Here is a 13,150-nt window from a genome sequence, read left to right as displayed (position 1 = left end):
CAAGCGTCGTAGACGGCCGCGAAATGCGGAGTGATGGCAACGCTCTCGTAACCCCATAGCGGATGGCCCGCCGGCAGCGGCTCGGTCGCGAAGACATCAAGCGCGGCGCCCTTGATCCGCTTGTTATCGAGCGCAGCGAGCAGGGCTGCCTCGTCGACGACGCCGCCGCGCGATATGTCGATCAGCACGGAGGAAGGCTTCATTGCGGCGAAGGCCGCCGCACCGAGAAGACCGCGCGTGCTGGACAGCAGCGGAACGCAGCATACGATGAAGTCGGCGCGTCCAAGCAGGGTCGGCAGCGCGTCCGGTCCATGCACCTCGTCGAGGCCGTCCATGGCTTTTGGGCGCGCGCGGATGCCGAGCGTGCGGATGCCCATTGCCTGTGCGCGACTGGCGACGGCTGTGCCCGTCTTGCCAAGGCCGATGATCAAGACCGTCTTGCCTTCGATCGGCTCGACGCGGCCACCGCCCCATTGCCGCGCCTGCCGGCGGCGCTCGAAGCCGCGCAGGTCAAGCGAGAAGGACAGCATGGCGCCGAGCGCATATTCCGCCAGCATGCCGGCGGCGACGCCCGCCGCATTCGTCACAGTGAGCCGCTCGGGGTCCCAACTGCCGAGATGATCGGTGCCGGAGCCGCCGACGGAGACCCATTTCACGCTCGGGCTTTCGACAAGCGCCTGGCGCGGATAGCGAGGGGTGCCGTCGAAGCGAACGGAATAAACCACTTCCGCTGCCACGCGCCCGATCAGCTCGGGCAGGGCGGCATAGCTGTCGCAACAATGGACGGTCAGATCCGGATGCGTCTCCTCGAGCACGGCCAGCGCAGCGGCTGGCCGGTCGGTGTGCAGGATGACGGATGGATCAGCCGACATGGGGCCGCTCAGCTCGGGCCAATGTGGTCGGCCGAAGGACCGAGCGCGGCAAGCAGTTTTTCACCACTTTCGAGTGTCGCGTTCTCGTGCGGCGCGCGCAGGGTCAGCCAGCGCTGGTCACCGGAGCGCACCGCCAGCACGGCCTTCATTGCCGGGATGAGGCCGGCATCCTGGATGATCTTGCGGAACGCCTTGACCGCCGCATCCGCCTCGGCAACGTCCTCGCCGGCGATCGCTCGATCGTAGAGGGCCCGGATGGCCGCGGCATTGAGGTTGACGGTCGCCGAGATGCAGCCCGCGGCACCATTGGCGAGCCCCTTGGTCAGCTGTGCTTCCGAGCTCGGGAAGACCGCGACCGCGGGCGCCGCAGCAATCACTGCCGCCGTGTTGTTCCAGTCACCGGCGCTGTCCTTGTAAGCCACGACGGTGTCGGGAAACGCCTCGCTCAGCCGTGCGGTCAAGGCGGGGCTCACCGGCACGCCGGAATTCTGCGGGATGTGGTATAGGATCATCTTCATTGCCGGGTTCGCCACCCGCGCGATCAGTTCGGTGTAGTAGCGGGCCTGGCCGTTGTCGCCGGCAGCGGTGTAGAAGAACGACGGCAGGACCATCACCCCGGCGCAGCCCAGCCCGACCGCATGCGCCGACAGCTCGACGGTTTCGGGCAGCGCGGTGACGCCGGTGCCGGGCATCAGCCGGCTCGGCGAAATGCCGGCCTCGATCAGCCACTCCAGCGCCTGCATGCGCTCGTGCAAGGACAGCGACAGCGCCTCGCCGGTGGTGCCGAACGGCGACAGGAAATGCGCGCCTTGGCCCAGCACCCATTTGGCATGCGAGATCCAGAGATCGCGCGCGATGCGGCCATCGTTTTCGAACGGCGTCAGGATCGGTGCGATGGTTCCTTGCGGGCGGGTCATGTGTGTCCTTCCGTATCGGTCGGCAACTCTATGCACTGCGTGGCCGCTGCCGCTGTCGTCCTGGCGAAGTAGGCCGACGCTGTGACGTCGAACATTACATCAAAACCCGCTTGCGAGCGGAACGTGACCGCCTCGACGTGACCGACGCGTGTTTGCGTTATGTCTTCGACACCGAATTGGTCGGCCCGGAGATCAAGCGCGCATAGCCGTTCCATCGCTTGCGGCGCGTGCGGGCCAGAGAGGCGCATCCACGCCCAGCCTTCCTCGCGCCAGGATGAATAGGCTTTCGCCCCGGCATCGTTCGCCCAGGCGGCTTTGAGTTCGGCCAGCGCCTCGGCCGCACCTTCGGCCAGCAGCAGGATGTCCTCGTTGCCGAGGCGCAGGATCCGCATGCCGTGATGCGCGCCGATGCGATTGACTGCAGGCAGCGCGATGCCGTGCGCCGTGAGCCAGGCGGCGCCGCCGCCGCCTTTCAGGCCAAAGCGCGGAGTGGCCGTCAGGTCGCTCAGCGTTACCGCGCCGATGGGCAGCTTGGTGCCGTGCGCCGCGCCGCCGGCCATGAAGGGGAAAACCGCGCTTGGCGCCATCTACATCTCCTGCCGTGCATTGGCGGGATCGAAGAAGGCGTGAGCAACCACGGGCGCGTCGACCAGATTGCCGTTCCGGCACTTCACCGTCACCAGGCTGCCTTCCGTGGAGTCGTCAACATGGACAAAGGCCAGCGCGATGCTACAGCCGAGTGTCGGCGAGAACCCGATTGAGGTGATCTGACCGACAGGATCATTTCCGCGCAGCACGAGGCAGCTGTCGCCGGGTATATCTTTGGCATCGGCCGGAAATCGCAGGCCCACGAGCTTGCGTGACTGTCCCAGCCTTGCGCGCATCTCAATCGACCGTTTGCCGATAAAGAAAGGCTTCTTATTCGAGACCGCCCAGCCAAAGCCGAGCTCGTCAGGCGTCGTGATCGCGTCGGTGTCCTGGCCGATCAGAATGTGCCCCTTCTCCAGGCGAAGGACGCGCGAGGCTTCGAGACCGTAAGGCTTCAAGCCGTAAGGTTCGCCGGCAGTCATCACCGCGTCCCAAAGGGCGGGCGCGAGGCTGGATGGACAATGCAGTTCGTAGCTCAGCTCGCCGGTGAAACCAATCCGCATGACGCGCACCGGCACGCCGGCGACAACGCCTTCGCGACCGCTGAGATAGGGGAAAGCCTCGCGGTCGAAATCGATGTCGCTGTCCAGCGCCTGAAGCACGGCCCTCGCTTTCGGTCCGGTGACGTTCAGGCCGCAGAACGCGCCGGTGAGGTTGAGGACATCGACTCGCAAGCGCCATTGCGCGTTCCAGAACAGCATGTCGGCATAGACGCGCGCCACCGCACCCGTGGTGGCGGTCACATAGAACCGGTCGTCCGCCATCCGGTAAGCGACGCCATCGTCGACCACCGAGCCCATCTCGTTGAGCATCAGGCAATAGCGCACACGCCCGACAGGCTGGTTGGCATGCGCCATTGTGTAGAGGCGGTCGAGGAACTCGCCAGCATCCGGCCCGCGCAGCTCCAGCTTGCCGAGCGTCGAGACGTCGAGCAGGCCGACCCCTTGCCGCACCGCCATGATCTCGTCGCGGATCGTCTTTTCGGCCGCGCCGGCATCGCCATAGAAATACGGCCGCCACCATGCGCCCACCGGCTTCATCACGGCGTTGAGCGCCAGGTGCCTGGCATGCAGTGCGGTGCGCCGCTCAAGGGGTTCGTGGTCGCCGGCAAGCACGCCAAGCGTCTCCGGTCCGACCGGCGGGCGGGCAGTGGTGATGCCGACTTCGGCGACCGCGCGGTTGGTCGCCTCGGCAACGATCCTGGCTGTTGCGAGCGCGGAATGGCGACCCTGGCTCGGGCCCATGCCGACGGTGCTGAAGCGTTTGACCAGCTCGATCTCGCGATAACCCTCCTTGACCGCGTTTTGCAGATCCTTGACCTGCAGATCTTCGTCGAAATCGACGAAGTCGCGGCCCTTCCGATCGGCGACGATCGGCAGCACATGGACCGGGCTGGTGGCCATCGGCCTGGTGAATATTTTGTCCTCTGCAACAGCGTGGCCGAGCCCCAAACGTGCGGCCACGGCCGCGCGATGCCCGCCGGCAATCGCGTCCTGCAGATCGCTGTCTCCAGCGACAGAGCCGGCAAGGTGGACCGGTGCTTTCGGCAGGCTGAGCGTCATTGATCCGGTGGTGGCGTCGTAGCCGACCTTGGCGCCGGCCTGGCAAGGCAGCTGCCAGGCAGGCACCTTGCCAGCCGAGCCAGCCAGCAGGTCGCACTCGATCCAGTGCCCGCCGATGCGAACCCGCGCAAGGTGACGATTTCCCGCTGTCCCCTCGGCGGCTTCGATCGCCGCGGCCTTCCGGATGGCCACGCCCTTGCCGTGCAATTCGGCTTCGAAGGCGCCCGTCTCGCCGCTGGATCTCGGATCAACGACTTGCATCACCGAGACGCCGGCTTCGACCAGATCGAGCGCGACACAATAGCCTTCGTCGCCGGTGGCCAGCACCACGGCCTTTTGTCCGGGGCGCACGCCGTAATGGCGGATCAGCCGCTGCACAGCGCCGCCGAACATGATTCCCGGCAGGTCGTTGTTGCGGAAGATGGCGGGCTGTTCGATCGAGCCGGTGGCCAGGATCACGGCGCGGGCGCGGGTGCGATAGAGCCGGTCGCCCTGGATCAGCGGCAGCCAGTTGTCCTCGTACCATCCGTTGCAGACGGTCCCGGTCAGCAGGCGCAGATTTGGCAGGGCCCGCAGCCGGGAGGACAGGTCGGCAAGCATGGCCGGATCATGCCGGCCATAGGTCAGCGACCCGCCGATCTCCGGGTTCTCGTCGCAGAGCACGACATCCGCGCCCGCCTCGGCGGCAGCGATGGCGGCGTTCAGTCCTGCCGGACCGGCGCCGACCACGAGAATGTCGCAGTGCAGGTGCGTCTTGTCGAAATGCCGGCGCGGAGCGGTGGTGTCGACCACGCCCAGTCCGGCCTTGCGGCGGATCATCGGCTCCCAGAATTTCTGCCAGCTGTCGCGGCGCGGCCCCATGAAGGTGCGGTAGTAGAAGCCGACCGGCATAAACCGTCCCAGCCTGTCGATGATCGCGTCGCGGTCGCGCTCGAGCGTGCCGTTGACGTTCTGCGCGCTGATCCGCAACCCCTCGCTGATCGGCGTGCGGTCTGCGGCGACGTTCGGCTCGAACGGCAGTTGCACCAGCGTGTTGGCATCCGCCCCGGTCATCGAAAGGATGCCGCGCGGCCGATGATATTTGAAGGACCGCGACAGCACCCATTGTCCGGAGGCAGCGAGCGCGCTGGCGATGCTGTCACCGGCATAGCCCTCGAAGTTCTTGCCTTCGAATGTGAAGCGGATGGGGCGGCTTCGGTCGATCCTGCTGCCCCAGGGCTCAGCCAGCCGGTTCATGGTTGAGCTCGGTGTTCGGAAGCATCGAAGGTGCGGATGATCTCGTTGGTGACGAGGTCGCGCTCGGCCAGGAAGAAGTAATTGCTGGGCACGTGCCGCCACCACTCGACCACGACGCCCTTGCGATTTTCGGCGCGGAACAGGTGTCGCGACCAGTCGGCATCGGCGGCCCGGTCCGGATCCAGCTCGGCGCGGACGGGCCCGAACGACTGGAACTCGTCTATATTGCGCTGGCCGTTCATCGGGCAGGTCAGGATCTTCATGGTCAGCGGCGTTTCATGGTCAGTGACTGGCCGCCGTAGCGCCCATTTCGTTGAGCAGCCGGAACGTCTCGAAACGTTCCAGCGCGAACGGCTTCAATATGTCGGGCACGCGGCCCCTGGCGATCGTCTCCGCCATGCGTTTGCCGGCGACCGGTGTTGCCTTGAACCCCCACGTCCCCCAACCGCAATCGAGCCAAAGATTTTCGAGTGGACTGGCACCCATGATCGGGCTGTAGTCGGGCGTCATGTCGGTAATCCCGGCCCATTGCCTCAGCAGCCGCACGCCCTGCAGGAACGGGAAGAGATGCACGGCGCCCTCGGCGAGGTGTTCCTTCATGTCGAGCGTCGAGCGCGTCGAGTAGAGCTGGTAGGGATCGGAGCCGCCGCCGATGACGACCTCGCCGCGCGAGGACTGCACCAGGTAGGTGTGCAGCGAGACGGAGGAAACCAGCGTATCCAGCCAGGGCTTCAGCGGCTGCGTCACCATCGCCTGCAGCGGATAGCAGCGGATGGGAAGTTCGACGCCGGCCATCAGCGCCACGTCGTAATTCATCCCGCCGGTCGCGATCAGCACCTGGCCGCAGGCAATGCGGCCGCGGTTGGTCTTGACGGCCTGGACCCGGTCGCCGACGACCTCGAAACCTTCCACTTCGGTCCGCTGGTGTATCTCGACGCCGCGCCGCGACGCCTGCGCGGCATAGCCCCAGGCAACCGCATCATGCCGCGCGGTTCCGCCATCGGCATGCCAGAGCCCGCCAAGGATCTCAAGCGTGCCGCCATAGTCCATGTTGAGGGACGGTGCGAGCTCTTCGACCGCTTTCTGGTCGACGACTTCGGTGCGCGTGCCCAGATGCTTGCCCATCTCGGCGCGCGCATGAAAGCTGCGCAGGGTCGCTTCCGTGTGCGCCAGCGTCAGCTGGCCGCGCTGCGAGAACATGACGTTGAAGTCGAGTTCCTGCGACAGGCCCTCGAACAGCTCGACCGCTTCCTTGTAGAAGGCGATGCCTTCCGGTGTGATGTAGTTCGAGCGGATCGTGGTCGTGTTGCGCGCCGTGTTGCCGCCCGCGAGGTAGCCCTTCTCGATCACCGCGACGCTGCTTATGCCGTGATATTTCGAAAGATGATGCGCGCACGCCAATCCATGCCCGCCGCCGCCGACAATCACCACATCGTAGGATGGCTTGAGGTCCGGTGTTGCCGGAATGTCGCCGCTGACCGGATAGTCCCTGCTGAGACCGTATTTCAGAAGCCTGAGCGGCATTTCAGGCTACCACGCTGGCCGTTGGAGGGTCATGCTGACGAGGGGCGGATCGTAGAGCAATACCGAAAGATCGGAGAAGCGGCTGTCCTGATCGGCAAGCGAAAGGACCGCGTCGCGGATCGCGCTGGCACGGCCCTGTCCGAGCACCGGCGTCGCGAACTCCATATACTTGGCCTCGATCTCAGCCAGTGTCAGCGGCGCCTCGGGTCCGCCGCGCGCGTGGACGTCGCCGGAAGCAAGCACGCGCCCGTCCGTGGTCGTGATCGCCACGTCGGCCCAGCGCCCCGAGGGGAAGCGGACGCTGTGGCGCTCCGATTCCCGGACCGTGATGCGGCTCAGCAGTTCGGCGACGGCGGCATCCTCAAGCCCGTTGCCGGAAATGTGCTCCAGACCGATGCGGCCATGCATGATGAAGGTCGCGACGGCGAAGCGCAGGCTGTATTGCGCCTTCGAGGTCGTGTCCGGCACCCCGTCGAACAGTGTCACGGCGTAGTGGAAGCTGTTGACCTCGACATGGCTGATCTCCGACGGGGTCAGGTTATGCGCCAGGACGAGGCCACGCGTTGCGTCGATGGCCGCATGCGCCCAGCGGCAGATCGGGTAGGGCTTCACATATTGATGCAGCACCTGCCAGAAGGCGCCGAGATCCTGCCAATGAGCGGCGATTTCGGGCGCCTCGACCGTGATCGCCGGCGCGCCGGTGAAGCCGCGCTCGGCCAGCACGGCAGCGGACAGGCCGGTCAGCGCGCCGATACCCGAGCCGTCGTGCAGCATCGTCGGCGTAGCGATCTCGCGCATCATCTGGCTGCGCGGGCCATGATATTCGGCAATGCCTAGCGCCTCCCGGAATTGCTTTTCGCCGAGCCGCCGCAATCTTGCCGCGAGCGCGGCCACGCCCACGGCATTCCATGCGCCTGACGTGTGGTAGTCCGACACCGTCGCATGCAGCGCGATGCCGGCCCGGCCGGCGACTTCGTAGCCGACGACAAGCGATGCCAGCGCTTCCGGCCCGCTGAGGTCGGGGAGCGCCTCCGCCAGCGCTGCCAGCGCCGGAACGACGGCGACGCCGATATGGCCCTTGGTCGGGCTGTAACCGTCATGGCCATCGAGATTGTCGATCTGCGTTGCGGCCGCATAAGCGGCCCCGGCGATGCTGGCGCGGCGGCCGTCGAAAAGCATGCGCGCCGAATGCGGAGGATCGGCGGAGCCGTAGAGAAGGGCGGCGGTGTCGCGGGCGATCCGGCCGGCTTCCATCGGGCTAGCCGCAATGGCTATTCCGAGCGTGTCGAGCAGGAGATATCGCGCCTGTTCCAGGACAGGGAGAGGGAATACGGCCGCCGGCCGCCGCAACACGAAATCGGCCAGGCGAACCGCCACGCTGGTACTCGCGTCAAGCCCTTCACGCCGGTGCGACGGCACAGCCACTGGCATCACTCCCCTCTGCGTCACGACATCATTAATTTGGGTCCATCGCGCTTTCACGCAATTAGTTCGGCGGCTTTGGCCAAAAATATCTATGTCTTGTCGCTTGCCTGCGATTGAACGCCGGCGCTTCCATGGTTTACCTCTCACTGCACGAAGCAGGAGCCGCAGATGAAGCCACCACCCCCGTTGAACTATATCAGGTCATTCGAGAGTTCGGCCCGGCACCTCTCCTTCACCCTGGCCGCCAAGGAGCTCGGATACACGCAGGCAGCGGTCAGCACGCATGTCCGCGCGCTTGAACATTATATCGGCCGGCAATTGTTCATCCGCTATCCGCGCAGTCTCAAGCTCACCGAAATGGGCGAGGCCTTCCTTCCCACCTTGCGGCAGGCGCTCGATCAGATCGACCAGGCGACGGAGGCGATCGTGACTTCGTCGCGCAACCGCACGGTGGTCGTCTCCTGCCCGATGAGCCTGGCGGAGAACTGGCTGGCGGGCTGCATGGCCGCCTTTCGCAAGAAACATCCCGAAATCGAGATCGTGCTGCATGGCACGATCTGGGAGGACCTCAGCGAGCAGATCGCCGACATCACCATTTCGACGCGGCGTTTCGACGACCGTCCGCCCGCGGGCCTTCCATTGTGGAACGACGAGCTGGTTCTGCTGTGCGCGCCGACGCTGCTGGATGGCGAGGGCGCCCTGAAGCTGCCTCGGGATATACTCAAGGTCGATTGGATCTTCGTGCATGGCCGCCAGGAATATTGGCAGGTCGTCACGTCGGCACTGGGCGTCGACATGGACGATCACGACAAGGGCCTGACGACCAACGCTTCCAACATCGCGCTTGAGCTGGCCGCCATGGGGGCAGGGCTCGTCGCGACCCAGCGCTCGCTTGCCCACGCGTATCTGCGGCGGGGACTGCTTGTCGAACCGTTCCCGGTCCGGCCGGCCAGTCCGTGGAACTACTACCTCACCGAAAACCAGCTTTCGAAGGGGACCATCGCGCGCACGGTGCGGGAATGGATTCTGCTGCGGGCGCAGGAGGATGGCGCTTAAGCGCTGTTCGTCCTACCCCCTTGTGAATTCTCCAACTCAAAAATTGACACGCCAATGGCTTCGTTTTTTTAGGTCTTATTGGCTGGTTTTCGGCCGTTTGCCGGGGCTCAAGCCCTTCCGGGATTTTTGCATCGCCTCTAACATCTTCCACGCAAGGGGAATGTAACGGGCGGAAAGCCCAAACCGGAGAATCACAATGACGATTTTCAAGAGCAACGGTGACCGCGTCCCGGCCGTCATCGAAAGCTACGCAGACGAAGTCAGGAAGGGCGGCATGGATCGCCGCGAGTTTCTTGCCATGGCGAGCGCGATGGGCGCTTCCACGGCGTTCGCCTATTCAATGATCGGCTCGTCGCCTGCGCAGGCCGCCGCACTGGAGCCGGGCAAGAAGGGCGGCATCCTGAAGATGCAGATGATCATCAAGGAAATGAAGGATCCGCGCTCCTGGGACTGGTCCGAGATCGCCAATGTCATGCGCCAGTGCAACGACTACATGATCCGCTACACCACCGACTTCACCTTCGAGGGCCACCTGGTCGAAAGCTGGGAGGTGAGCGACGACGCTGTCGAATATACGCTGCATCTGCGCAAGGGCGTGAAGTGGTCGAATGGCGACGACTTCAACGCCGACGACATCGTCCACAACATCGAGCGCTGGTGCGACAAGGCGGCCGAAGGCAATTCGATGGCCGGGCGCATGAACTCCCTCATCGATCCCGCCACCAAGAAAGCGGCAGCCGGCGCCATCACCAAGGTCGACGACCACACGGTGAAGCTGAAATGCCAACAGTCCGACGTCACGATCATTCCGGGCTTTGCCGATTATCCGGCGATCATCGTCCATCGCGACTTCGACAAGGACGGCGGCGACATGCTCAAGACGCCCGGCACCGGCCCCTATGAGCTGATCTCATACAAGGTCGGCGAATCGGCCGCGGTGCGGCGACGCAAGGACTTCACCTGGTTTGGGGGCGACCCCTATCTCGATGGCGTCGACTGGACCGACTACGGATCGGACGCGTCCAACCCCGCCATCGCCAGCGCCTTCGAGGCCGGTGAGATCGATTGCAACTACCAGACGGTGGGCGGCACGGTCGACCTCTATGACAGCATGGGCCTGGTCAAGGAGCCGGTCGTCACGGCCGGAACCATCGTGCTGCGCACCAATGTGACCAACAAACCTTATGACGACAAGCGGGTGCGCAACGCCATCCAGCTCGTGGTCGACAATGAGACGGTGCTGAAGCTCGGCTATAGCGGCCTTGGACAGGTCGCCGAAAACCACCATGTCTGCCCGATCCATCCGGAATATTACGCTTTGCCGAAAGTTCCACGCGATCTCGCCAAGGCCAAGGCGCTGATGGCCGAGGCCGGCCAGACGGATCACGAGTTCGAGCTGATCTCCTACGATGCGGACTATGTGAAGGACCCCGCCGACGTCGTCGCCGCGCAGATGCGCGAGGCCGGCTTCAAGGTCAAGCGAACCATCATTCCAGGTTCGTCGTTCTGGAACGACTGGACGAAATATCCGTGGTCGACCACCGATTGGGGCATGCGGCCGCTCGGCGTCCAGGTGCTGGCGATCGCCTATCGCAGCGGCGAGGCCTGGAACGAGTCCGGCTACGCCAACCCGGAATTCGACAAGAAGCTCAACGCGGCGCTCGCCATGGCGGATGTCGACAAGCGCAAGGAACTGATGAAGGACGTCGAATTCATCCTGCAGGACTCCGGCATCCTCGTCCAGGCGTTCTGGCGCTCGCTTTACCGGCACCATGCGACCTATGTGAAGAACCTCGGCATGCATCAGACATTCGAACTGCAGCTGGATAAGGTCTGGCTCGACAAGGCCTAGGCCGGGCCGGTCACGGCAAAAAAAGCCAGGGGCGCATGTTGCGCCCCTGGGGGGTCACTGGGCGACTCTGATTGACCAGCCAGCCAAACAGATCTCCAAGGCGCTTCTCGAAAGCGCAAAGAAGAAAAGTCGCCGAACCAAGGGAAGAAACATGCGTACTCATGCACAAGCCGTCGTCATCGGCGGTGGTCTGATTGGCTGCTCGATCCTCTATCATCTTGCCAAGTTCGGCTGGACGGATGTCGTCCTTCTGGAGCGCAGCGAACTGACCTCCGGCTCCACCTGGCACGCGGCGGCCAACATCCACGGCCTGCATGATTCCACCAACATCAGCCGCCTCCAGCACTACACCATGGCGCTCTACAAGGAACTGGAAGCCGAGACCGGCCAGGGCTGCGGCATCTTTCAGCCGGGCTCGCTCTATCTGGCCCAGACCGAGGCGCGCGAGCATCAGCTGAGGCTCCAGGAAGCCAAGGCGCGGCGCTACAAGATGAATTTCTACGAAGTCGCGCGCGACGAGGCGGAGCGGCTGCATCCGCTGGTCGACTTCGACGGCATACGCTGCATCATGTACGAGCCGGAAGGCGGCAATGTCGACCCGTCCGGCGTCACCGCCGCCTACGCCGCCGGCGCGCGTCAGCGCGGTGCCGAGATCCATCGCTTCAAGCCGGTCACCGCCACCGAGGCGCAACCCGACGGCAGCTGGATCGTGCGCACGCCGAAGGGCGACATCCACACACAATGGGTGGTAAACGCCGCCGGCCTGTGGGGCAGGGAGGTCGCCGCGATGGCTGGCCTGCAACTGCCTTTGATCCCGACCGAGCACCAGTATTTCGTCACCGAGACCATCCCGGAAATTGCGGCCATGGGCCGCCGGCTGCCTTCGGTCGCCGATCGCGATGGCGAGTACTATCTGCGCCAGGAAGGCCTGGGGCTGCTCATCGGCGCCTATGAGCGCAAGATGAAGTTCTGGGCTGAGGACGGCACGCCGCTGGATTTCGGCCATGAACTGTTTCCCGACGATCTCGACCGTATCGAAGAGAACATGCTGCGCGCGATCGCGCGCGTCCCGGCCGTCGGCACCGCCGGCGTCAAAAAGGTGATCAACGGACCGATGATCTGGTCGCCGGACAGTGCCGTGCTGTTCGGACCGGTGCCCGAACTGAGCAACTATTTCTGTTGCAACGGCATAATTCCCGGCTTCTCGCAGTCGGGCGGCATGGGGAAGCTGGCGGCCGAGTGGATGATCGAGGGTGAACCTTCGCTCGACATGTTCGCCTGGGACATGGCGCGCTTCGGCCACTGGGCCGGCAAGGCCTTCACCAAGGCCCGCGTCCAGGATCAGTACAGCCATCGCTTCAAGATCCACTTCCCCAACGAGGAACGCGCCGCCGGGCGGCCGGTGCGGACCCGGCCTGCCTACGACATGCAAAAGGGAATGAACGCTGTTTTCGGTCTCAATTTCGGTTGGGAGCACCCGCTGTGGTACGCCGCCGAGGGCGAGCCGCGCGAGGAGACGATCGGCTTCACGCGCCAGAACTGGTGGGGACCGGTGGGCCGCGAGGCGCGCATGCTGCGCGAACGCGCCGGCATCATCGACATCTCCAATTTCGCCAAATACGAGGTCAAGGGCGCTGGTGCCGAGGCCTGGCTCAATGCGCTGTTCGCCAACCGCATGCCGACAAAGATCGGCCGCTCCTGCCTCACGCCGCTGATCGGCAAACGCGGCGGCATCGCCGGCGACTTCACCGTGACCAGGCTCGCGGACGACGAATTCATGGTCATCGGCTCCGGCATGGCCGAGCGCTTCCATCTACGGTTCTTCAAGGCCGTCCCCTTGCCCGAGGGCACGACGTTCCGCTCGCGCACCGAGGACCTCTGCGGCTTCAACGTAGCGGGACCGAGTTCGCGCGACCTGCTGCAGCGCCTGACCAATGAGGATCTGTCGAACGAGGCGTTCCCCTTCATGCAGTCGCGCCGGACCACCGTCGCCGGCATCGATGTGGTGGCGCTCAGAGTGTCCTTCACCGGCGACCTTGGCTGGGAACTGCATTGTGA

At 64.7% G+C, this 13,150-nt stretch carries 10 protein-coding genes; 3 read left to right on the top strand and 7 right to left on the bottom strand.

Features of this window, described 5'->3' with window-relative positions:
• The 7 genes from EN893_RS04120 to EN893_RS04090 form a co-directional block, all read right to left on the bottom strand.
• On the bottom strand, nt 1-872 hold an 872-nt coding region (locus tag EN893_RS04120; protein WP_164900712.1), incomplete at its 3' end, for a D-2-hydroxyacid dehydrogenase.
• Between the two features lie 8 nt (nt 873-880).
• A complete protein-coding gene (locus tag EN893_RS04115) occupies nt 881-1,789 on the bottom strand; it encodes a dihydrodipicolinate synthase family protein (RefSeq protein WP_127267569.1) in 909 nt (302 codons plus the stop codon).
• Nucleotides 1,786-2,349, bottom strand: a complete 564-nt coding sequence (locus tag EN893_RS04110; RefSeq protein WP_164750909.1) for a hypothetical protein — start codon at nt 2,347-2,349, stop codon at nt 1,786-1,788. Before EN893_RS04110 ends, EN893_RS04115 begins: the two co-directional genes overlap by 4 nt.
• A gap of 27 nt (nt 2,350-2,376) precedes the next feature.
• On the bottom strand, nt 2,377-5,235 hold the full coding sequence (locus EN893_RS04105) for a 2Fe-2S iron-sulfur cluster-binding protein (protein ID WP_128361411.1): 2,859 nt from the start codon (nt 5,233-5,235) through the stop codon (nt 2,377-2,379).
• Nucleotides 5,232-5,498 (bottom strand): sarcosine oxidase subunit delta, encoded by a 267-nt coding sequence (locus tag EN893_RS04100; protein ID WP_127267566.1) that lies wholly within the window; start codon nt 5,496-5,498, stop codon nt 5,232-5,234. The genes EN893_RS04105 and EN893_RS04100 overlap by 4 nt, the downstream gene beginning before the upstream one ends.
• 19 nt (nt 5,499-5,517) lie before the next feature.
• Nucleotides 5,518-6,759: an FAD-dependent oxidoreductase gene (locus EN893_RS04095; RefSeq protein ID WP_127267565.1), complete on the bottom strand. Its 1,242-nt coding sequence runs from the start codon at nt 6,757-6,759 to the stop codon at nt 5,518-5,520.
• Nucleotides 6,760-6,765: 6 nt separating this feature from the next.
• A complete protein-coding gene (locus tag EN893_RS04090; RefSeq protein ID WP_245465158.1) occupies nt 6,766-8,136 on the bottom strand; it encodes an MmgE/PrpD family protein in 1,371 nt (456 codons plus the stop codon).
• A 216-nt stretch (nt 8,137-8,352) separates the two neighbouring features.
• Here EN893_RS04090 and EN893_RS04085 point away from each other — a divergent pair, with 216 nt between their 5' ends.
• The 3 genes from EN893_RS04085 to EN893_RS04075 all read left to right on the top strand — a co-directional run.
• Entirely contained in the window at nt 8,353-9,240 is an 888-nt protein-coding gene (locus EN893_RS04085; protein WP_127267563.1) for a LysR substrate-binding domain-containing protein, read from the top strand.
• Between the two features lie 196 nt (nt 9,241-9,436).
• Entirely contained in the window at nt 9,437-11,092 is a 1,656-nt protein-coding gene (locus EN893_RS04080) for an ABC transporter substrate-binding protein (RefSeq protein WP_127269656.1), read from the top strand.
• 151 nt (nt 11,093-11,243) lie between these two features.
• The coding region (locus EN893_RS04075; RefSeq protein WP_164900711.1) for an FAD-dependent oxidoreductase at nt 11,244-13,150 on the top strand (1,907 nt) is incomplete at its 3' end.

Source organism: Mesorhizobium sp. M7A.F.Ca.CA.004.04.2.1 (assembly GCF_004022825.1).
Classification (GTDB): domain Bacteria; phylum Pseudomonadota; class Alphaproteobacteria; order Rhizobiales; family Rhizobiaceae; genus Mesorhizobium.
The sequence above is the reverse complement of the archived record's forward strand: the minus strand, read 5'-3'. Positions and strand labels throughout refer to the sequence as shown.